We start from the raw sequence: 20190 nt of genomic DNA on the forward strand, positions 1-20190 counted from the left end.
ATGCGTACCGTTTACATAACACCCACCTCGGCCTTTCCCCGGACGCTGCCGTCAAATACGCTCTTTGGGGCGATCTGCTCGGCGATGGCGGAGCTTGGGGGGCCGGTCGGGGATCTGGTCGCCGCATTTGAAGAGGATCCCCCGTTCCTCCTCACATCGGCGTTCCCCTGGTTTGGGGAGGAGGAGAAGGTGCATCTCCTCCCTGCCCCGATCCTCCCTCCGGAGAAACTCCCCGGAGAAGCACTCTTTGATGCCGCAAAGAAGCTCAGGAAGGTCTCGTACCTCCAGAGCGGGATATTTGCCTCGCTGGTTGAGGGGCGGCTCTCAGATGACGAGATACTCCGGGATCTGGACCGGGGCGACGGGAAGTACCGGATCGGATCGGGGATGCTGTACGAGAAGAAGCAGGATCACCACTTTGAGATCAGCCGATCCGAGATCCCGCATAACCGGATCAACCGCCTCTCGGTCGCCTCCGAAGCCTTCTTCGCATCGGAAGGATTCAGGTTCTCCAATGCAGGATTATACTTCCTGATCGACTTCAAAGAGAAGGCATGGGAGAATGAGGTGCTGGCGGCACTCCGTCTCCTTGCAGACCGGGGTTTTGGTCCCAAAGTCTCAAGCGGCCAGGGCGCCTGCTCCATCTCCTTTGGAGATACCGATATCCTCCCCACATCTACGGGAGAGCGGATCGTCACCCTCTCCCGCTATCTCCCCGACGACTTCGATCTTCTCGGCGAGGATGCCTTCTACAACCTCGTCAGGATCCGGGGGAGGAGTGCCGACGGCGTGATGAAACGGTCGGTGATGATGCTCGGTGAAGGGTCGGTCTTCCCTGATACCGGGGACGATGTGTACGGCGGGATCGCCCGTGTCCGGGACGATCCCCCGGTCGTTGAGTACGGGTATGCCTTCCCGATCCGTTTCAGGAGTGCAGCATGAGGGTTGAGCTGAAGACAGTAACACCGGTCCATGTCGGATCCGGTGGAAAGTACGGAGGAGCCGAGATATTCAGGGTGAGGGAAGGGTATGCCCGGACCGGGATTCGTGATGTCGTCTCCCTCCTTGAGGGCAGGGCGTATGAGGACTTCCTCTATGAAGTGGAAGAGCCGGGGTTCTCGCTTCAGAAGTTTATGGAGCGGCATCCGCTCTCGCCACCGGCGCGATATACCCTGAAATCATCCATTCCACATCCGCCAGGTGAGGTTCGGGAGATCATCAGAACCGGATTTGATATCCCGTACATCCCGGGATCGACGGTGAAAGGGGCGATCCGGACGGCATTGCTATGGAAGGCATGCAGGGATGACCCCTCGTTCCCCCCGGAACGGCTCTATTCCCGTAATAAACGGATGATAGGGAAGGAAATCTTCGAGGGGATCCTCTCAACAAACAGCAGAAGGTACGATCCCAAGTATGATCTCCTCCGGTTCCTTGAGGTCTCGGATTTCATGCCGGTGAAACATTTCCTCTATCTGGAAGAGTTCGGGACGTACTCCATGTCACGGAACGGCATTATGGCGCCCAAACCATTCACCATCCCCTGTGAGACCCTCTTTGCCCGCCTGGAGGGAACGATCCGGCTCTCCCCGGAGATCGAGGCGGCGGCAGGCCACCGGGATCTCTCGCTGCTTGAAGGCAAGCTCCCGCTGCTTGGGCTGAAAAAGAGCGATATCAGGGGACTCTCCGATCCGTTGGTCCTGCAGGCGGCAGAAGAGAAGATGACCGCACATCTCCGCTCGGTGATGCGGCAGTTCATCGAGGCGGCACTCCTCCATGATCTCCGTCTTGTGAGCGGTTCGGGAGCCCCTTCGCCACTGAGTACCGAGATCCAGACGATGCAGAAGAAGCATGCCGGGATGGATCTCCTTCGGGTCGGGTTTTCTATCGGGACGACCTACCAGACAGTGATGGATCTCATCGAGGAGAAGGATCCCGATCTCGCATCGGCGATAATTACGGATATGAAACTGGGAAGATATCCCCGCTCATATGACGGGGAAGCACTGGATCCCCCGTATCCAAAGAGTATTGAGTTTATTCGGACGAATGGAGAACTGCTGATGCCGGGGTGGGTGGAATGGTTACCCTCTTCATGACCGTCGGTACCGGCTCAGGCCCGGACAGAGAGGAGCGGATGCGCAACCTCGCCCATGGCCTCGCCCATGGGATCCACTATCACCGGCCGGAAGAGGTCATCTTCTTCGGGTCTGCCGAGAGCGAACCGATGGTTCCTCTCATCCGTGACTGCCTGAAGATCAATCGAGGGATGGATCTCCCCCCGGTCACCTGGATTCAGCTTCGGAATATCGACTCCTTCTCCGACTGCTTTGAGCAGATCAGCGACGAGATCAAAAGAAGGCCGGATGAGGATATCAGGATCGATTATACCTCCGGGACCAAGACGATGACGATGTCGGCGGCGATCGCCTCGATGCTCCACAGGAAGGAGCTGACGGTCATCAGTGGGCGACGGGGAGAGAACGGGCTCGTCGGCCAGGGTACCGAGACGATAACCCAGCAGTCACTCTATCTTGCCTATAACGATATCCTCCGTGAGACGGCAAATGCAGAGTTCAATGCCTACCGGTTTGAGTCCGCAAAGGCAACAATGAGGAAGATGGTTGCAGTCGATGACAAAAACCACCTCATGCAGATCTTTGATGCTTACAGCCTCTGGGATCGCTTTGATCATAAGGGGGCTGCCGGTATCCTTGCAGGGAGCTCCGACACCCGGTTTTCAGTGAATAAGGGTTTTATCAAGCAACTGGTCGAAACAGACGGGCTTCCATATAAATACAGGATGATCCTTGCGGACCTCCTGAATAATGCAGGCCGCAGGATTGAAGAAGGGAAGTACGATGATGCAACCGGCCGCCTGTACCGGGCCGTGGAGCTGATCACCCAGATCCGCCTCCTCGAGTACGATCTCGATGATATCAATGGGTCGATCCGGCTTGAGAAGCTGAAGGGGAAGGTGGATCGCGAGTATTTTGCCTACTGCGAACCGAAGGCAGATGGTGAGAGGAGGCTCAGGATCGGTGTCCGGGAGAAGTTCCATCTCCTCCAGGCCCTCGGATGGACACGGGCACGAACCTGTTATGAAGCTCTCGCAGACGATCTCCAGCAGCGGAACAGCTCCATCCTCGCTCATGGGATGACCCCTGTCACAAGGGAGAGTGCCATGACGTTTTATGGGAAGGTTCATGATCTCGCACTCCAGGCATGTGGTCCAAATGAGATGGAGCCGCTCCTCAAACGAGCAGTATTTACGAAATTATGACACACAGAACTCTCTACCTGGTTATGGAGACGGATCGGCCTGTCACCGAAAGCGGAACACAGCTCCGGGGATGTATCGCCGGGCAGTATCCGGATCGCCCCCTCCTGCACCATCATGCCCCCCAGCTTATCTATACCTACCCCCGGGTACAGTACCGGGTGATCGAAGGGACGCCGTCTGTCCTTGGGATCGATGACGGGGCAGACGAGCTCCGTGCCATCGTCGGGGATCTGCATGAGCTGACACTTGGGAACAGCCGGTACCGGATTACCCGGAAGGCGACCTATGAGATGGAGGGGGCTATCCGCCCGATCCGTGATCTCCGGTCGTACCGGTTTACCAGCCCCTGGATCGCCCTCAGCACAAAAAATTATGAGATCTACCAGAATGCCGGGGGCTGGCGCGAGAGGAAGGAACTGCTCAACAGGATCCTGATCGGTAATATCCTCTCGATGGCGAAAGGGCTTGATATTGTCATCTCACGGGAGATCCGGGTCAGAACACATCTTGATCCGGTGGCAGTCCGGTATAAAGGCATCGGGATGACCGGGTTCACCGGGGAGTTCCAGACGAATGTTATCATCCCGGAGTTCTTTGCACTCGGAAAAGGGGTATCTCAGGGGTTTGGCACCGTCATCCCCGATCGGTCTGCCTCCCCAGAAGGATAGAGAGGAACTTCTCCCCATACGGGGTGAGAACGGATCCGCCCCCTGTCTTCTTCTCAAGTACCCCGTGCCGGATGAGGAGGGCTTCGTCCTGGGGGGCGAGCCGCTCACCGCTCCCGAGGCATGCCCTGATGAGGTAGCCGATATGATCTGCGGGGAAGGGGAGCGTCGGTATCCTGATGATCTCATAGCCTGTCCGGGGCGGGAAGAGGATCCGATCGAATTCCTCACGATGCTCTTCATAGAGGGCGAATCCCTCCTCCCGTGACTCGATATCCGCAAACCGGTTGATCTCACCCCGGTACCGCTCAAGGAGTTCGTTCATATATCTGATATCAGGATTGACGACCGAGAATACGCCGTCTGCTCCGAGGATCTGCCCAAGGAGTGTCAGGACAACGGACATATTCTTCCTCCCGCCGGTGATGTTGAGGTAGATGGTATCACACTGGTGGGTGTCACGCTCCTCCCGGAAGGCCCGTGTCGCTTCAGACATGAACCGGAGCGTATCATCCTGGGTGGCGACATCGTCAAAGGGGAGGATGACCGGGTGGATCCGGAGCCAGGGATATCTGAGGGAGAGACCTGCATCCAGGAACCGGGTTCCGGCGAGGACATCGCGATCCCGGGTGACAAGAAGGACAACATCGGATATCGGCTCCCCGATACCGTCTATAAATGAGCTGACGGCAGGGGGGCTCATTCCGACCGGGGCAATAACTGCGGTCTTCATAATGCTCTGCATCAGTCTCTCCACCTCAATCCTTTTGAATATTACCAAAGGACCGCCTCTCATCTTGCTCCCTCCCGAGGCGGAGAGATGGATGTGGGGATGGGGGAGGGGATGATATGGAAAACTACGGAATGGGTATGAAAACCTCGGAGATTTGATTTAAACCGATTAAATTGAAAAATAATAGCAAAATGAGTTTGAAATTTTGCAAAAATGCGGAAAAGGTGATCGGAGGGGGTCGTCCGGTTTATATACCCTGACAAAAAGGAGCGAATAGAAAGGGTTATCTGGGAAAAGAAACAAATTTGACCCGTAGCAGAAGGGGTTCCACGAAAACAAGGATTGCAATTCCATCTCCCAGCTGTCCCATGCGGTGATTGTGGTGTAGCAGAAGGGGTTCCACGAAAACAAGGATTGCAATCGCACATCTCCGTCTACACTCTTCACACTCAGAAAAATGTAGCAGAAGGGGTTCCACGAAAACAAGGATTGCAATACCCAGCCGGGAGGCTGTCCTGAGTGATCGACTTCACCCTGTCTGGTAGCAGAAGGGGTTCCACGAAAACAAGGATTGCAATTCCCGCGAGTGATCTCCGCGAGAAGTAACGCGGTAACGGTAGCAGAAGGGGTTCCACGAAAACAAGGATTGCAATCCTCTGAAGAGGCGAATTGCCTGAGATCCATATATCGTAGCAGAAGGGGTTCCACGAAAACAAGGATTGCAATGGGTTCGGGTGTGTTCTGATCTGTCGCTCTCCGGCAGTGTAGCAGAAGGGGTTCCACGAAAACAAGGATTGCAATGCGAATTGCCTGAGATCCATAGATCTTCTCCTATACAGTAGCAGAAGGGGTTCCACGAAAACAAGGATTGCAATATATTGGTTATGTCTTTTATGCAATGCGTTAAGATACCGTAGCAGAAGGGGTTCCACGAAAACAAGGATTGCAATAGTTTCTTCTCCGGCGATCCTCATCATTGTTTCTAAGTAGCAGAAGGGGTTCCACGAAAACAAGGATTGCAAGGAAGTATTCTTGATGTATATCCTTTCAGTTGTTGTGTAGCAGAAGGGGTTCCACGAAAACAAGGATTGCAAGTCTACATGCGGGCCACCAATACCCAAAACTAAGGTATAGTAGCAGAAGGGGTTCCACGAAAACAAGGATTGCAAGATATGGAAAGCCACTTTAACGAGTGGCTAAAAATGATGTAGCAGAAGGGGTTCCACGAAAACAAGGATTGCAAGAGTAAGGAGTACGCCGTATTAGCGTTCCTCTCATGGCAGTAGCAGAAGGGGTTCCACGAAAACAAGGATTGCAAGTTTTATACATAATTCAACTAATGAAGAGATTGTTCCATGTAGCAGAAGGGGTTCCACGAAAACAAGGATTGCAAGACGCTGAACGTTGCCCTAAGGGCGTACCGATCAGAGGTAGCAGAAGGGGTTCCACGAAAACAAGGATTGCAAGTCGATCGATTGGTTGTCCATTTTTTTCACCTCATGGTGTAGCAGAAGGGGTTCCACGAAAACAAGGATTGCAAGGGGTATGGTTTGGCATGTAGACAAGACGGGTAGCGCAGTAGCAGAAGGGGTTCCACGAAAACAAGGATTGCAAGGCTTTCCCCTCATCATTTTTAAATTCGTATGTATCATGTAGCAGAAGGGGTTCCACGAAAACAAGGATTGCAAGTAGACACGAAGGTTAGCGCAGTGGCGTTAGCCGTAGCGTAGCAGAAGGGGTTCCACGAAAACAAGGATTGCAAGTCCATGGCTCCCGGTGGTACGTCGCCACTCGTAACCTTGTAGCAGAAGGGGTTCCACGAAAACAAGGATTGCAAGGAAGAGGGGGGCAAATATCCCCTCAACTTCCAACTATGTAGCAGAAGGGGTTCCACGAAAACAAGGATTGCAAGAGAGGTCAATAGAGTGGATTAAATCTGCAAGAGACACCGTAGCAGAAGGGGTTCCACGAAAACAAGGATTGCAAGAGGGCTTTTGCTCTGCATGTCTGCCCACCCGCTCTGTAGCAGAAGGGGTTCCACGAAAACAAGGATTGCAAAGAAGGTATCGTAAAGAGGATGAAGCCAAGAGAGGTGTAGCAGAAGGGGTTCCACGAAAACAAGGATTGCAAAACGGCTGACTTGTCAGCCCTCCTGTCTGGGGACGTACGTAGCAGAAGGGGTTCCACGAAAACAAGGATTGCAAACTGTGAGGTTTTCATCCTCAAAGATTGCGTTTCTCGTAGCAGAAGGGGTTCCACGAAAACAAGGATTGCAACCGAACACTGTTCGCTATACAGAAGTTCAGGTTCGGTTGGTGTAGCAGAAGGGGTTCCACGAAAACAAGGATTGCAACTTTTCAATCTCCATGAACAACCCATCCGAAACCTCGTAATGTAGCAGAAGGGGTTCCACGAAAACAAGGATTGCAACCCTGATAGGTTATTTGTTCGATAAATTCCGATTCTGATGTAGCAGAAGGGGTTCCACGAAAACAAGGATTGCAACACCCCCATCACCTTCAAACTTGCTGCGACCGAGAGCCCCGTAGCAGAAGGGGTTCCACGAAAACAAGGATTGCAACCATCTTCTCGATATTCGTATGTCTTATCATAAGATGCTGTAGCAGAAGGGGTTCCACGAAAACAAGGATTGCAACATGTGCCGGAGAGCGGAATTCTCATTCGAGAGCCACGTAGCAGAAGGGGTTCCACGAAAACAAGGATTGCAACCCCTATAGTGTGTCTTTTTCATGTGTCGTTCCTCTGAGTAGCAGAAGTACTTCCACGAAAAGGATTACAATGGTTCAGTGTTGTATGATCGACATTCGGAAAACAGTCATGGAGCAGAAGAGCCTCCATAAACCAGAGGTCACAGCTATACAGGAAGGATTGTATCAGGATCCATCATTCTCCTCCACCATCCTCCTGCTTCCTACCCTCACGACGCTACCCTGAGTTTCCTCCGTCCCCAGGTGTACATCCCCCTCCCCCATTCCTCCCTCATAAAGGCACAGATCTGTCTTAATCGACTAATATAAGACGATTCTATAAATATATTATTTTATATATCTAAATGTTATTATTTATTTTAAAGACAGGGGGTCTCCGAATTAAAAAACAAAGAATAATCTCTCCTATTTCAAATTCAAGCCCAAAGTGTACGATATTGTTATGGTCTCTGAGGCTATGTAATCCCCATCCCCATCTATGGGATGGGGGGGTGAAAACTATGGTATCTGAAGAAAAGCAGCAGCAGAGTGAACAGCAGGAGCAGCAGAAGCAAAAGCAGGCTGCCCAGCAACAGCAGCAGGGACAACAGACCCAGCAGGCTGGTCAACAGCAGGCTGCCCAGCAACAGAGTGAACAGCAGAAGCAGCAGGAGGCTCAGCAGCAGGCAGCCAAACTCCAGGAACAGACGAAGTTCCATGAGCAGGCAAAGCAGCATCATGAGCAGAAAGGCCAGCAGGCTCAGCAGGGACAACAGGCTCAGCAGGCTGGTCAACAACAGGAGCAGCAGAAGCAACAACAGGCTGCCCAGCAACAACAGGCTGCCCAGCAACAGCAGAGTGAACAGCAGAAGAAAGCACAGCAGGCTGCCCAACAGGCTGCACAACAACAGCAGAAGAAATAAACCGTCTGTTCCCGGAAGACAACAGAGTATTCCGGCAGCACGGGCCGTTATCGGCAGAGGGATGTACTATCCGGCACTTCCTTTCTATAGTCATAATACGGAATAAATAGAAATAAGGGGACCTATCCGGGTTCCCTGCCTATTCTTTGGCCTTTCGCTTGATTTTTCCGATCTCCTCCTGGCCCTTTCCGACAACCTGCTCAATCTTTCCTTTGGCCTGCTCGCTCCTATCCCCCGTCAGCTTGCCGACCTCTTCCCGGACCTTCCCTTTGATCTGCTTTCCCTTTCCCCTGATCTCATCTTCTTCTATGGCCATCTTGTCATCACTCCGTCCTGCCATGGTGGCATTGGTTTCTGGATAGGATATATCAGATTTTTAAATATAAATCTTCCTGAATGCTATGTCGGGGATGCCATTCTTACAATAGTACAATAATGAGGTTGAAGAAGAGTCTGGAAGAAAATCAGGAACTCCGATCACGGGAGCAGGGATGGAACGATGCATTATATGCAACGGTTACCATGAACTCAGCGTATGAAGGAGATCAACATCGCTCTTTCTGGTACATTCTCCCTTCTCAAACTCCAGATACGCCCTCTCCGTCCGTTCGGCGAACCTGATATCGTCTTCCAGTGCCGGCTCAGGATCGGCAAGCGGCTTGAGGATACAACGATCTCCGTCCCTGATGATGACGAGCTGTTCTCCCTCATCGAGGTCCTTTCTCATCGATATCGGGATGACGATCTGCCCCTTTGAACTCATTCTGATAATGCCGATCTCCATCTGCAATCAGTAAGATATATCTTACACTTGGGATATGAGTCTATGCATTCAGGACCTGTTTACAGTACCATCATTATAAAAATGCGGGATCGTATACACCAGATAGAAGCACAAGGGTGGTATCTTGTATCAACCCGTGGCAGTCACCGGCAATACAAACATCCTGTACTACCCGGCAGGATAACGATCCCCGGTAAACCATCTGATGTGTTGCAGCCCGGAACATTGAACAGCATCTGGAAACAAGCAGGATTAAAGGAGGGTACATAATGCACAGATTTCTCATTATCATCGAGAAGGGCAAGACCAATTACGCTGCATACTCCCCGGATCTTCCTGGTTGTGTCGCGACCGGAAAGACCCGTGAAGAAGCGGAAGAAGAGATGCATGAGGCGATCGCCTTTCACATCGAAGGCTTGAAAGAGGATGGCCTTCCTATCCCCAAAGCCAGCTCTTCTGCTTCATGGGTACTGGTATGACCGCTTCCGTACACGAGCCCGATAACAAAAACAAACCGAAAAGAGGATGGACTCGTCGTGATTCGAACACGAGATCTCCGCCGTGTGAAGGCGGCGTCATAACCAGCTAGACCACGAGTCCCCGTTCCAGTATCTATTCTCCACCCTGACGTATAACCCTTTTCAAACAAAGAAGGGGGATCGCCCTCCTCCCCATCATCCCCGTATAGGGGTATACTCCCCCGTCACCTCGCTCAGGTACACCCCGGACCCGAGCCACCAGTCATCATCCACCGGCATCACATACCCGATCTTCAGCTCATCCCGGTTCCCTTCCTCAGGGTTTGGCCAGATGAAGACGACGAATCCGCCACCATCCCGGGCCGTCGCCGCAAGGCTCCCGATCATCCGCATCCCGTACTGGTCCTCGCGGTCGATGAGATTGGACCCGATCATCTCCGGCAGATGGGGGTGGCCGATCAGCGTCCCGTCGTACCGGTAGGCATAGAGGTAATGGCCATTCGCATTCACAAACCGGCCACCCGGATCCGATATCTCAGTAAGGGCCGCCGCATCTCCTTCACGCCCGGCATAGGCGGTCCCGTCCACCACGAGTGCCACCATATCCCGGATCACCGGGGGATAGCCCTCGTCCCAGGTGAGATCAGCAAGAGCAACCCCGGACCCGAGCCACCAGTCATCATCCACCGGCATCACATACCCGAGCTTCAGCTCATAGGTTGAGAAGGCCGCCTCATCGATCCCGGCATCCCCCGGCCGTGGATACAGGTACGTGATATAGCCACCCCCCGCCTGTGCAACATCAGATCCGATCCGGATCACCGGGAGCCCACGGCTGTCCGTCCACCCGGAGCGATTCAGCCCGACGCTCGCCTCCTCATATGGATGGGCAAGGAGGATGCAGTCGTCATCATAGGCATAGATATACCAGCCATCATACGTGAACGCACCATCGGGTTTCCCGAATTCGACAAGGGCCGCCTCTTTCCCGTGCATCTCCGCATACGAGACGGCAGCAAGGAGATACTCCCTGAGATCCCCGGCTTCTCCCCTCTCCTCCCCTGCGACACACCCGCAGGCAAGGATCAGAAGAAGGCAGATTCCATAGCACCAGTATTTCATCAGCAGATTTGTACTATGCGATGATAAAAAATCATCGAAACGCTCAGAAGAAGATGCATCGACCGGGAATTGAACCCGGGCTATTGGCTTGGAAGGCCAAAGTCATACCACTAGACCATCGATGCGATGCTCTTTACTATTATCCCCGAAGAGATTTAAGGATTACGAATCTGCTTCAAAAAAGAAGGGAAATTTAGTATCCCCGGATCTCTTCCTGGACCTTCTCAAGTGCCGCGAGCCGCTTCTCAAGCGGGGGATGGGTCGAGAAGAGCTCCATCAGTGACCTGCCGGTGAGTGCGGGGATGATGAAGAAGGCGTTTGCCCCCTCCACCTCCTGCTTCTTCTGTGGCGGCACAGCATCCATCCGGTTGCTGATCTTCATCAGTGCACTCTGGAGTGCCCGTGGATTATTTGTGATATAGGCTGCACCCCGGTCGGCCGTGAACTCACGGTATCGTGAGAGCGTCCGGATCAGGAGTGTCGCCGCCACATAGACGAGGATCGCAACGATCCAGGCGATCATCCAGGGATTGCCTTCCCGCCGGTCAAAGAGGGAGGCAAAAAGTGCGTTCTGCACAATCAACGCTGCCGCCATCGCAAGGAAACTTGCGATCGTCATCGACATCATATCACGATTCTTGATATGTGCCAGTTCATGGGCAAGCACTCCCTCAAGCTCTTCCTTTGTCAGGATTCGCATAATCGAATCGGTCACCGCGACGACACCATGCTTTGGGCTCCGCCCGGTCGCAAAGGCGTTTGGCACCGGGGACTGCATAATCGCAATCTTCGGCTTGGGGAGGTCTGCGGTTGCACAGAGCCGTTCAACCATCCGGTGCAGCTCAGGATACTCATCCTCCTCCACCACACGGGCACCGGTACTCATCAGCACCAGTTTGGCGGAGAAGAAGTACTGGGCGAATGCCATCACAAAGGCGATGGCGACCAGAAGGTGGAATGAAAATCCCAAAATTGCCTGAAGTGCAGCAAGGAAGACGAGATAGACGAGGAGTAGCAGAAACCACGTAAACATTATCCTCGTGGTGAGGCCATAGTCGCGCTTCCATTCCATACGTTATCTTTGTTCTTTCGAACTCATAATACCTGCGAACAGGAATCAAGAGATATTAGTATGATCAGCGCCACTATATCGGATGAGGAATCAGATGAAGCTTGACGAAGTGACCATCAGCAGGGCGATCCTGCAGACCCATGCAGAGATCTTCTCCAGGTACCTGGAACTCGACATCGCAATCGTCGGGGGAGGTCCCTCCGGCCTTGTCTGTGCTGCCCTGGCTGCAGAAGAAGGAAGGAAGGTTGCCGTCATCGAGAAGAAGCTCTCCGTCGGCGGCGGGATGTGGGGCGGGGGGATGACCTTCCCCCGGATCGTCGTCCAGGAGGAGGGCAGACGGCTCCTCGATCACTTCGGGATCAGATCCACGCTCTTCCAGCCGGGCTACTATGTCGCATCATCCGTTGAGTCGGTTGCAAAACTGACAGCAGCAGCCTGCGATGCCGGAGCAGAATTCTTCAACCTCACCTCGGTCGAGGATGTCGTCATCAAGGGGGACGGCAGGGTCTCGGGCCTCGTCATCACCTCGACCCCGGTCGAGATGACCGGTCTCCATGTCGATCCCCTCACCCTCTCGGCGAAGGTGACCATCGACGCAACCGGCCATGACGCCGTCGTCGCCCACTGCATCAAAAAGAAGAAAGGGGATATCACCATCCATGGCGAGAGTTTCATGTGGGCCGAACGGGCAGAGACGAACATCCTCGACCACACCCGCGAGATCTTCCCCGGCGTCATCGCCTGTGGCATGGCTGCAAACGCCGTTGCCGGGGAAGCACGGATGGGAGCGGTCTTTGGCGGGATGCTCCTCTCAGGCGAGAAGGCGGCACAGATCGCACAGGATCAGCTCAATAAGATGTAAAAGGGTGTTTCAATGGAGACGACCGAATCACTCGCCGGGATCGCCTTTGGCATCTTCACCATCTTTTTTGGCAAGAGGCTGGAGGCGAAGAATACCCCCCTCTTTGACCTCATCCACCGCCCCGATGATCTTAGAACTGCCTGCGAGGAAGCACTCGCCTCGTTCCAGGAGGAATACCCGCCCCTTGCAGAGGCGATCAGAAATGACCCCGGTGATGCAGACGCCATCGCCGCCCTCTACCATGACGGTGAAGGAATTCTCCCGTCAAAGACGGTCAGGATGCACTGGATCATCCAGGACGCACCTGGGAGCCACCCGGAGGCAGTCAATGCCGAAGCTGCCGGGAAATGGCTCATCTTCCTTGAAAAAGACGCAGCCGATCCCATCTGGGAGAAGATCCGGGATGCGACATGGGCGGGGGATCTTGGTATCTCAGCCAAGGTCAGTACTGCAAAGCCAAACCCCCAGTCCCGCGATGACCGGCTCGTCATCTATGTCTATACCAGCAACTGGGAGGAGACCGATGAGGTGATGCGGGTACGGGAGAAGCTCCGCGACTTTGGGATCATCGATCGGATCGGGTACAAACGGAACATCGAGACCTTCGCCGGAGAGTACAGCTCTGTCGGGAAGAGGGTCACGTATTATAATGCGTAAAAAAAATGGAGTGAACGGTCGGTTATGCCTTCCGTTCCTTGTTCTTCGTTCTGAGCTGGTTAGAACCGCATTTCCTGCAGGTTGTTGCGCGGATAGCGTTTCTTGAGCTGCATTTCATGCAGATCTTGACATTGAGAAGTCGTGCTTCAGCTTCTGGAAACCGTGCCATAGTAAACACCACGAGATTGCGTTCTTATTAGTGGACGTCAAAACGTCTTAACCATTGTTATATTCCGGATACAAACCAGTCCCGAAATGCGGCAAGTGCCCGGCCACGATGGGAGACCACGCTCTTCTCTGCAAGCAGCATCTCGGCAAGTGACCTGCCTTCATAAGAGAAGATGGGATCATAGCCAAAACCCCCTTCGCCCCGGGGTGCACCCAGGATCGATCCGTCGATCCTCCCGGTGAAGACCCGGATCCCCTCCTCTGATGCATAGGCGATGGCGGTCTCAAAATATGCGGATCGATCGACCTGATCCTCCATCAGCTTCAGGATGCCGGGGTTCCCGATCGTCTTCATCACATACGCAGCCGTTGCCCCTGGAAACCCGTTCAGTGCGGTGATGAAGAAACCGGTATCATCGACGATGAGGGGCCGGCCGATCTGCTCCCAGGCAGCCCTTGCCTTCTCCCGGGCGACGGTACCGACATTCTCATCACGGATCTCGGGGAGATCGAGATCCAGGTGCTCGATCTCGGCGATACCGGAGAAGAAGGAGGCGACCTCATCGGCCTTGTGCCGGTTCCCGGTCACAACGGTTATCTTCAGTGGTACCGCCCCCGGAGCTCGATCTCATGCTCCCGTTCCACCACATCATCTGCATGGGGGAACGTTTCCCGGTATCCTCTGAGGAACGCCTCCTTCAGATCTTCGGCATCTGCCATGGTACTCTCAAGCGTCTGGAAGAAGACATGGAGATCAACGCCTCGTGCCTCAATCTCGCCGGTGATCTGGCCAAGGCCGAAGTCTATCAGCACGACCTCCCCATCGCGGAGGATCATATTGCTCGTCGTCAGGTCGCCATGGACGATCCCCGCCGTATGCAGCTTTCCGACAGCGGAGCCCGCCTTCTCTGCGGTGGTATGGTCAAGGACGTACTTCAGCTCTGACCCGATCACCTTCTCCATGATGATCGCATCTGCCGTCAGATCACGGATCACCGGGGTGGCAACCCCGGCCCGTCGTGCAGCAGAGATGATCCTCGCCTCGGCACGGGTACGTTCCCGGATCAGCATCGCGTCAAGATGGGGATGGCGGTATCCCTTCTTCAGCCGCCGCTTCACCACATCATCTCCCGAGAGATCAACCTCCGCCTCGGCTCCACGGACGAGATCGCCGCTCCTCGCACCGGCAAAGATCGATCCTGTATCACTGCGCCAGCCGACCTCCACCTGATCGGACCGGTATCCCGGGTTCACCCGTGACTCGCTGATCGGGATCGTCTGGCCGCTTGCCAGCATCACCCTCCCGGTGTAGGCGATCATAGCCCCGTTATCGCCCATGTACTTCCGCTCAGGGACGGCAAAGGCCGCCCCCCGCTCCTCGCACATCGCGGCGAGCATCTCCTGCATCCTGCCATTGACCCCGACCCCGCCGACAAGGATCACCTCGTCTTTGCCGGTATGGGCAAGGGCACGCTCGGTCACCTCGACACACATCGCAAACGCCGTCTCCTGGAGGCTGTAACAGACATCGGGGAGTGGGGCATCCGCCTCCTTCGCAGCAGAGATGAGACCCGAAAATGCCAGATCCATCCCTTTGACGGTATAAGGGAGGGGGATATAGGAGCCCTCCTTTGCAAACTCCTCGATGGCCGGCCCTCCCGGATGGGGGAGGTTGTGATGCCGGGCGAACTTATCGAGGCCGTTTCCGATCCCGATATCCAGGGTCTCGCCAAAGATCCGGTACCTGCCGTTGAGATACCCGAGGACCTGGGTATTGGCGCCGCTTGCATAGAGGACGATCGGATCGGTATAGCCGGTTGCAAACCTCCCGATCTCGATATGGGCAACACAATGGTTAACACCGATCAACGGGACATCCAGGGAGAGGGCGAGTGATCGGGCGGCGGTTGCCACCGTTCTGAGGCATGGGCCGAGCCCCGGCCCCTGTGAGAAGGCAACCCCGGTGATCTCACCGGCATCAGCAAGGGCATCCGAGATAACCTCCTTCATAACTGATGCATGATGCTGTGCAGCCTCACGGGGGTGGATACCGCCATGAGGTGGAATGTACGGAGATGATCGCAGCGTAATGAGATCATCATCAAAAACAGCGGCACTGAGGTTCCATGCTGTCCCCTCAATCCCCAGTACCTGCCCGATACGAGGCATGTATTATTATTTCTTAAATTCGGTAAAACCGCATTTTCCACATGCGACACGGTCGTCATGCTCGGCGAGGAAGACACCGGGTCCACAGCGTGGGCAGTGGCGCTTTCCTGCGACTGCCTTGTCGCCTTCGATGGAGTAGAGCTTGTAGCGTGCTACCATCCTTTACTCCTCCGCTTCTGCCTTCGGCTGACCACGGTTGATCAGATATGGGCGCTCGGTCCGGTCACGTGCCTCGACGGTGTCATAGATCCGTGTCACTCCGGTTGCATCGCAGGATCCAAACCGTGTCTTGATCGGGTCAAGAACCATCGTCTCTTCCTTTGCATTGAGAAGTGCGGCAATCTTCCCGATGATCTGCTTCCTTGAAGGGGTTGCGCCTTCATAGGTCATGGTGAACTCTACCTCTTTGCGGTATAGGAGCTCGTTTCTTGTATCGTTTGTGATAGTGATCTCCATCGGTATCCCAGAACTATTGACATGGTAGTTATTTAAAAGTGGCGTTGGAATCGATGAAGAAGGTGAGGAGCTTCCTCGCCTCCATCCGGGCCTCATCATCAACCAGCCTGAGTACAACCCCTTCATTGGGCTGGCCGTAGAGGATGACAGCCCCGTCTTCAGCGGCCAGAACGAGAGGAATCACGGCGAGATCCTCCTCGCCCTCGACGAAGACGAGAGCCGGTGTATCAGAGACGGCATCATCGAGTCCGAGGATGAGCTCATTTGTGATCATTCCTGCAGGATTGGCAACTTTGATCGTCCGCGCCCCTGCATAGAGCGGGGTCTTCAGAAACGGCGATCGCATCGTATACCCGTCAATGATCGCAATATCAGGGTAGATGCCGCGCGAGAGGAGTGTGTCGGTGACGACATCCCCGACGGTGTAGACCGCTCGTCCGGAGAGATGGGGGATCACCTCATCGATTGTTTTAAAAAGAATTCCAAAAGGCCTCTTAAAGAGGTCCCGAAACTCATCCGGAAGCCTGAGCATCAACGAACCTTCAACGCATACCTTCCTGGAAGGTCGATATTCATCTTCTCTGCGATCTCGGATCGCTTCGGATCGATGATGATCAGGTATCCCTGCCAGTCGGTGGAGAGGCTGCTGTCACCACAGATGATGCATGCCTCCTTGTCTGCGTCAAGAACCCGGTGGCATTTCCGGCAGACATGATCGACCTTCTTACGTGCGGCCATCGACACTCTTCTCCGAAAGCTCTTTCTGGTGTTCGTCTTCAAGCCATTGTGCGGATCCAAGACCTGCCTGTCGCATCGTCAGACCGATCTTACTCTCACGCGGCTCGCGTTCGTTGAGGGATAATGCAACGATCCGTGCCCGGATGGTATCTCCCACTGTAATCGTCCGGTTTGTCTGCTGGCAGACGAGACGGGAGTTCTTCTCATCATGGCTGATATAGTCATCAGAGATCTGGCTGACATGGAGCATCGCATCGATAGGGCCAAGGCTCACAAAAGCCCCAAATCCGGTCGTCTCGACGACGAGCCCCTCGAGGATCTCCTGAAGGTTGAGGCGCAGTGCAATCGCCTCAAATGAAGCATCAAAATAGACGGATCCATCGCCAGGGATGATCTCACCCTCGCCGATCCGGTCGATTGCAGTGACGGCGATGAAGATACCAAGATCCTTGTCGATACTCCCCTCAAGCTGCTCCTGAAGGACATCGAGGAGAACAATCGCAAGATCCTCTCCAAGACGGTGAGCCGGAACACGGACCTTATCGCTCAGTTTCAGTTTGTAATACATAGAGACTCCTACTTTCTGATGAGTTCCAATCGTTTCTGGTTTCGTAATACTATAACCGGAACACCCTCTTCAAAGAGGCGTTCCTTTAACTGCCTGTCATTTGTCAGCACCGGGCAGTTGAGCTCTCCTGCATGGAGGGAGATGATCTCATCGACCGGCACCTCTTCATCCCGTTTTGGGAGGATTCTGCAACGGGAGGTGAGCGTGAGGCCGAAGCGTGCTGCCGCTGCAGACTTCCCCCTCCCCTGTGCAAGCCCGTGCAGCTCACTGACCACCTCAGCCGGAACGACCGGCTCAAATGCACCAACCATCTCAAGGAGGCCGGTGAAGATATCAACACCGGATCGCGATGGGATGAGGAGTGCATTTGTATCCAGGAGGATGACTACTCGGTGAGGATTCCCATTCCGATCAGGCGCCATCGTCCACCCACCTGCCGCGAGATGGCGATGCGGGATCCGAGCTCGGCACAGACGGGGCGTTTCAGGATGACATCGATGCTGTCCTTCTTCGTCCCGGTGACGATACCGACCGTCACCGCTGTCCCGACGGAGAGCATCAGCGGCTCTTTATGCTTCAGCGGCTCGATCAGCTGCTCTGAGCTGGCACCGACGACCCGCTCCATCAGGGTGACATTGAACTTCATCTTCTCCCAGACCGGGGGGAGTGCATCGGGGTGGCCTGCCACCTGACCGACGAGGGTATCGCTCTTGGTGATCGCCGGATCGAGTTTGGTTGCAATCCCGGTCAGGCCGCCAGGTGTTGCGATACTGATCTTCTTTGAGCCCATATGCATCGAGGTGATCTTCGTATAGATCGGCTCCCATATAGTCCTGTTCTCGATGGTATGCTGTCTTCCGGGCCTGATCTCGATATCATCGCCTTCCCGAAGGATTCCTCTGATGAGCGATCCGCCGATGACGCCTCCACGGATATCCTTCCATCCGACACCCGGTTTGTTGATATCAAACGAGCGCGCGAGGAGAAGGAGCGGTGGGGCCTCAGGATCACGATCCATCTCCGGGATCGTCTCATTGAGGGCCGCGATAAGGGCTGAGAAGTTGATACCCTTCTGGGCAGAGACCGGCACAATTGGTGCATTCTCTGCAACGGTTCCCTTGACGAACTTTTTGATCTGCTTGTAGTTCTCAAGTGCCGCCTGCTGGGTGACGACATCGATCTTGTTCTGGACGATGATTATCCTGGTGATCCCGGTTAATTCAAGGGCCATCAGGTGCTCTTTCGTCTGGGGCTGCGGGCATGGCTCGTTCGCCGCGATGACGAGCATCGCACCATCCATGATCGCAGACCCGGAGAGCATCGTTGCCATCAGGGTCTCGTGGCCCGGGGCATCGACGAAGGAGACAGAACGCATCGGCGCTGCTTTCCCTCCACAGGATGGACAGGTCCCGTCTGCCGAATAGATCTCCGGGCCTTCACAGCTCTCACACTTATAAAACGTCGCATCCGCGTATCCAAGACGGATCGAGATACCCCGTTTCAACTCTTCACTGTGGCGATCAGTCCATGTACCGGTCACCCCGGAGACGAGCGTCGTTTTTCCGTGGTCGACGTGGCCGACGACGCCTATATTTATCGTTGGTATTGTTGGATCATGCAAAGAAACTCAAACCTCCCTAGCCTATATAATCGTTCTTCTCATAGATAATATCTCAGTGTGTTCCTTGGGATCTCTATACTCCTTCTTCCCTCACTATCACATACAACGTATGTCATGAACCGGGTGCTTTTTCCGAAATTGTAATAACCAATCACGCAGTAGATACTTAAAGGAAGGTCTATGACTGGAGATTCAGAATTATCCCGGATTGGAATATCACTTCCAAAGAACCTCCTTGACAGGTTCGATGACATCATCGGTGTACGCGGGTACTCATCACGGTCTGAGGGGATCAGGGACGCCATCAGGAGCTACATCACCTACTACCAGTGGATGAGTGATGTCAAGGGAGAACGGCAGGGTGTCATCACGATCGTCTATGATCATGAGCACCGCGGCCTCATCCAGACGCTCACTGAGATTCAGCACGACTTTATGAACCTCATCCAGGCATCGCTCCACTCCCATGTCACCCATGATCGCTGTCTTGAGGTGATCCTGGTCAGAGGAGATGCAGGAGAGATCAAAGCCGTCGCCGAACGCCTGATGTCACAGAAAGGGGTTGAGTCGGTGAAACTGACGACGATCCCGATAAACAGGTGAAAGGGGTTATCCCCCTCCCTCACAGCTCCCATCAACGTTAAGCCAGGCACTCTCTGCGGCAACCTTCTCGCGGATCCTCTCTTCTGCAATCGCCTCTCGCGCATCGGCAGGCGCTTTCTTCGCTTTTCCCTCCCTGATAATGACCGGGACCAGGAGATCGAGACGATAGAGGAGATTTGTCGTATCAATGAGGCCAAACTTCCGGCCACCGATCTCTTCGATCCTGGTGATCGTCCCGACAGTACCGGTCGGCCCGTACCGGACCGCCTGGCCGGGCATGATAGCATCTGTCATATCCGCATTGTTGGTACCGGAGTGCATAAACCTTTGCTACATCTGCACCCGTTTGAGGAGCTCTCCTATCCGCCGTGTACTTGATCGCACCTCCCCGATCTCGGGGATCTTCACAGGATCCCCCTTCAGTGCCGAGAATATGGCCGCAAGGGATCGCCCCATCGACGGGCCGTACCCCCCTTCGAGGACGAAGGCGACCGGGAGATCGATCCCGGTCACAAGCCGGGTCAGGAGCCCGTAATCCTCAGGAACGAGATGCATCTCTGCAAGGGGATCATCATCAAG

General features: G+C 54.4%; 26 protein-coding genes, 2 tRNA genes, 1 pseudogene and 1 CRISPR repeat array. Of the genes and pseudogenes, 10 read left to right on the plus strand and 19 right to left on the minus strand.

The features are described from left to right. The 4 genes from csm4 to RJ53_RS09660 are packed head-to-tail and all read left to right on the plus strand — an operon-like array spanning position 1 to position 3951. On the plus strand, positions 1 to 942 hold the full coding sequence (csm4, locus tag RJ53_RS09645; protein WP_211531420.1) for a type III-A CRISPR-associated RAMP protein Csm4: 942 nt from the start codon (positions 1 to 3) through the stop codon (positions 940 to 942). Beyond that, positions 939 to 2099, plus strand: coding sequence for a type III-A CRISPR-associated RAMP protein Csm5 (gene csm5, locus RJ53_RS09650; RefSeq protein WP_211531421.1), 1161 nt, complete (start codon positions 939 to 941; stop codon positions 2097 to 2099). Before csm4 ends, csm5 begins: the two co-directional genes overlap by 4 nt. Next, a complete protein-coding gene (locus tag RJ53_RS09655; RefSeq protein WP_211531422.1) occupies positions 2081 to 3283 on the plus strand; it encodes a TIGR02710 family CRISPR-associated CARF protein in 1203 nt (400 codons plus the stop codon). The genes csm5 and RJ53_RS09655 overlap by 19 nt, the downstream gene beginning before the upstream one ends. Continuing rightward, positions 3280 to 3951: a CRISPR-associated endonuclease Cas6 gene (locus RJ53_RS09660; RefSeq protein ID WP_211531423.1), complete on the plus strand. Its 672-nt coding sequence runs from the start codon at positions 3280 to 3282 to the stop codon at positions 3949 to 3951. Before RJ53_RS09655 ends, RJ53_RS09660 begins: the two co-directional genes overlap by 4 nt. On the opposite strand, the gene RJ53_RS09665 is transcribed toward RJ53_RS09660, so the two are convergent. Then, positions 3917 to 4693 carry a CRISPR-associated protein Csx14 gene (locus tag RJ53_RS09665; RefSeq protein WP_211531424.1) on the minus strand — a complete coding sequence of 259 codons (777 nt, stop codon included), beginning with the start codon at positions 4691 to 4693 and terminating at the stop codon, positions 3917 to 3919. The two genes, RJ53_RS09660 and RJ53_RS09665, sit on opposite strands and share 35 nt — an antisense overlap. Positions 4694 to 4993: 300 nt before the next feature. After that, positions 4994 to 7411: a CRISPR direct-repeat array (repeat unit 37 nt; unit sequence GTAGCAGAAGGGGTTCCACGAAAACAAGGATTGCAAC). A 499-nt stretch (positions 7412 to 7910) separates the two neighbouring features. Between RJ53_RS09665 and RJ53_RS09670 the strand changes: the two genes are divergently transcribed. Continuing rightward, entirely contained in the window at positions 7911 to 8312 is a 402-nt protein-coding gene (locus tag RJ53_RS09670) for a hypothetical protein (protein ID WP_211531425.1), read from the plus strand. Between the two features lie 139 nt (positions 8313 to 8451). Here RJ53_RS09670 and RJ53_RS09675 read toward each other — a convergent pair whose 3' ends face one another. Continuing rightward, positions 8452 to 8652 carry a CsbD family protein gene (locus RJ53_RS09675; protein WP_211531426.1) on the minus strand — a complete coding sequence of 67 codons (201 nt, stop codon included), beginning with the start codon at positions 8650 to 8652 and terminating at the stop codon, positions 8452 to 8454. 177 nt (positions 8653 to 8829) lie between these two features. Next, positions 8830 to 9096 carry an AbrB/MazE/SpoVT family DNA-binding domain-containing protein gene (locus RJ53_RS09680; protein WP_211531427.1) on the minus strand — a complete coding sequence of 89 codons (267 nt, stop codon included), beginning with the start codon at positions 9094 to 9096 and terminating at the stop codon, positions 8830 to 8832. Positions 9097 to 9177: 81 nt separating this feature from the next. Between RJ53_RS09680 and RJ53_RS09685 the strand changes: the two genes are divergently transcribed. Further along, complete coding sequence (locus RJ53_RS09685; protein WP_246496081.1) at positions 9178 to 9366, plus strand: type II toxin-antitoxin system HicA family toxin; 189 nt, start codon at positions 9178 to 9180, stop codon at positions 9364 to 9366. Further along, complete coding sequence (locus RJ53_RS09690; RefSeq protein ID WP_211531428.1) at positions 9366 to 9575, plus strand: type II toxin-antitoxin system HicB family antitoxin; 210 nt, start codon at positions 9366 to 9368, stop codon at positions 9573 to 9575. The genes RJ53_RS09685 and RJ53_RS09690 overlap by 1 nt, the downstream gene beginning before the upstream one ends. A gap of 47 nt (positions 9576 to 9622) precedes the next feature. On the opposite strand, the gene RJ53_RS09695 is transcribed toward RJ53_RS09690, so the two are convergent. From RJ53_RS09695 to htpX, 4 genes are all read right to left on the minus strand, one after another. Continuing rightward, a tRNA-Val gene (locus RJ53_RS09695) sits at positions 9623 to 9696 on the minus strand. 74 nt (positions 9697 to 9770) lie between these two features. Then, positions 9771 to 10697 (minus strand): cache domain-containing protein, encoded by a 927-nt coding sequence (locus RJ53_RS09700; RefSeq protein ID WP_211531429.1) that lies wholly within the window; start codon positions 10695 to 10697, stop codon positions 9771 to 9773. Between the two features lie 54 nt (positions 10698 to 10751). Further along, a tRNA-Gly gene (locus tag RJ53_RS09705) sits at positions 10752 to 10822 on the minus strand. 68 nt (positions 10823 to 10890) lie between these two features. After that, a complete protein-coding gene (gene htpX, locus RJ53_RS09710; RefSeq protein WP_211531430.1) occupies positions 10891 to 11769 on the minus strand; it encodes a zinc metalloprotease HtpX in 879 nt (292 codons plus the stop codon). A 94-nt stretch (positions 11770 to 11863) separates the two neighbouring features. On the opposite strand from htpX, the gene RJ53_RS09715 reads away from it, so the two are divergent. Together RJ53_RS09715 and RJ53_RS09720 are read left to right on the plus strand one after the other, a co-directional pair. Continuing rightward, entirely contained in the window at positions 11864 to 12631 is a 768-nt protein-coding gene (locus tag RJ53_RS09715) for a sulfide-dependent adenosine diphosphate thiazole synthase (protein WP_211531431.1), read from the plus strand. A gap of 12 nt (positions 12632 to 12643) precedes the next feature. Further along, positions 12644 to 13288 carry a putative phosphothreonine lyase domain-containing protein gene (locus RJ53_RS09720; protein WP_211531432.1) on the plus strand — a complete coding sequence of 215 codons (645 nt, stop codon included), beginning with the start codon at positions 12644 to 12646 and terminating at the stop codon, positions 13286 to 13288. A gap of 22 nt (positions 13289 to 13310) precedes the next feature. On the opposite strand, the gene RJ53_RS09725 is transcribed toward RJ53_RS09720, so the two are convergent. From RJ53_RS09725 to RJ53_RS09770, 10 genes are read right to left on the minus strand one after another with little or no spacing between them, the layout of a single operon-like run. Further along, the gene (locus tag RJ53_RS09725) at positions 13311 to 13457 is read right to left on the minus strand and encodes a 50S ribosomal protein L40e (RefSeq protein WP_211531433.1); all 147 of its coding nucleotides are present in this window, start codon (positions 13455 to 13457) and stop codon (positions 13311 to 13313) included. A 57-nt stretch (positions 13458 to 13514) separates the two neighbouring features. Beyond that, complete coding sequence (rdgB, locus tag RJ53_RS09730) at positions 13515 to 14060, minus strand: RdgB/HAM1 family non-canonical purine NTP pyrophosphatase (RefSeq protein WP_211531446.1); 546 nt, start codon at positions 14058 to 14060, stop codon at positions 13515 to 13517. Next, positions 14057 to 15625 (minus strand): bifunctional N(6)-L-threonylcarbamoyladenine synthase/serine/threonine protein kinase, encoded by a 1569-nt coding sequence (locus tag RJ53_RS09735; protein ID WP_211531434.1) that lies wholly within the window; start codon positions 15623 to 15625, stop codon positions 14057 to 14059. The genes rdgB and RJ53_RS09735 overlap by 4 nt, the downstream gene beginning before the upstream one ends. A 6-nt stretch (positions 15626 to 15631) precedes the next feature. Beyond that, on the minus strand, positions 15632 to 15784 hold the full coding sequence (locus tag RJ53_RS09740; RefSeq protein WP_211531435.1) for a 30S ribosomal protein S27ae: 153 nt from the start codon (positions 15782 to 15784) through the stop codon (positions 15632 to 15634). A gap of 3 nt (positions 15785 to 15787) precedes the next feature. Further along, positions 15788 to 16081: a 30S ribosomal protein S24e gene (locus tag RJ53_RS09745; RefSeq protein WP_211531436.1), complete on the minus strand. Its 294-nt coding sequence runs from the start codon at positions 16079 to 16081 to the stop codon at positions 15788 to 15790. A gap of 28 nt (positions 16082 to 16109) precedes the next feature. Beyond that, on the minus strand, positions 16110 to 16613 hold the full coding sequence (locus RJ53_RS09750; RefSeq protein WP_211531437.1) for a GTP-dependent dephospho-CoA kinase family protein: 504 nt from the start codon (positions 16611 to 16613) through the stop codon (positions 16110 to 16112). Beyond that, entirely contained in the window at positions 16613 to 16819 is a 207-nt protein-coding gene (gene spt4 / locus RJ53_RS09755) for a transcription elongation factor subunit Spt4 (protein ID WP_211531438.1), read from the minus strand. The genes RJ53_RS09750 and spt4 overlap by 1 nt, the downstream gene beginning before the upstream one ends. Continuing rightward, a complete protein-coding gene (locus RJ53_RS09760) occupies positions 16806 to 17387 on the minus strand; it encodes a DNA-directed RNA polymerase (protein WP_211531439.1) in 582 nt (193 codons plus the stop codon). The genes spt4 and RJ53_RS09760 overlap by 14 nt, the downstream gene beginning before the upstream one ends. An 8-nt stretch (positions 17388 to 17395) precedes the next feature. Next, the gene (locus RJ53_RS09765; protein WP_211531440.1) at positions 17396 to 17809 is read right to left on the minus strand and encodes a type II toxin-antitoxin system VapC family toxin; all 414 of its coding nucleotides are present in this window, start codon (positions 17807 to 17809) and stop codon (positions 17396 to 17398) included. Continuing rightward, positions 17773 to 19008 carry a translation initiation factor IF-2 subunit gamma gene (locus RJ53_RS09770; RefSeq protein ID WP_211531441.1) on the minus strand — a complete coding sequence of 412 codons (1236 nt, stop codon included), beginning with the start codon at positions 19006 to 19008 and terminating at the stop codon, positions 17773 to 17775. Before RJ53_RS09770 ends, RJ53_RS09765 begins: the two co-directional genes overlap by 37 nt. 180 nt (positions 19009 to 19188) lie before the next feature. Here RJ53_RS09770 and nikR point away from each other — a divergent pair, with 180 nt between their 5' ends. Next, positions 19189 to 19611 carry a nickel-responsive transcriptional regulator NikR gene (gene nikR, locus RJ53_RS09775; protein ID WP_211531442.1) on the plus strand — a complete coding sequence of 141 codons (423 nt, stop codon included), beginning with the start codon at positions 19189 to 19191 and terminating at the stop codon, positions 19609 to 19611. Positions 19612 to 19617: 6 nt separating this feature from the next. Here nikR and RJ53_RS09780 read toward each other — a convergent pair whose 3' ends face one another. Both RJ53_RS09780 and RJ53_RS09785 read right to left on the minus strand, forming a co-directional pair. Continuing rightward, positions 19618 to 19905: a DUF2098 domain-containing protein gene (locus RJ53_RS09780; RefSeq protein WP_211531443.1), complete on the minus strand. Its 288-nt coding sequence runs from the start codon at positions 19903 to 19905 to the stop codon at positions 19618 to 19620. A gap of 36 nt (positions 19906 to 19941) precedes the next feature. After that, a pseudogene (locus tag RJ53_RS09785) lies at positions 19942 to 20190 on the minus strand (histone deacetylase family protein); the annotation flags it as partial.

It is taken from the genome of Methanocalculus chunghsingensis (assembly GCF_018132105.1).
GTDB lineage: Archaea > Halobacteriota > Methanomicrobia > Methanomicrobiales > Methanocorpusculaceae > Methanocalculus > Methanocalculus chunghsingensis.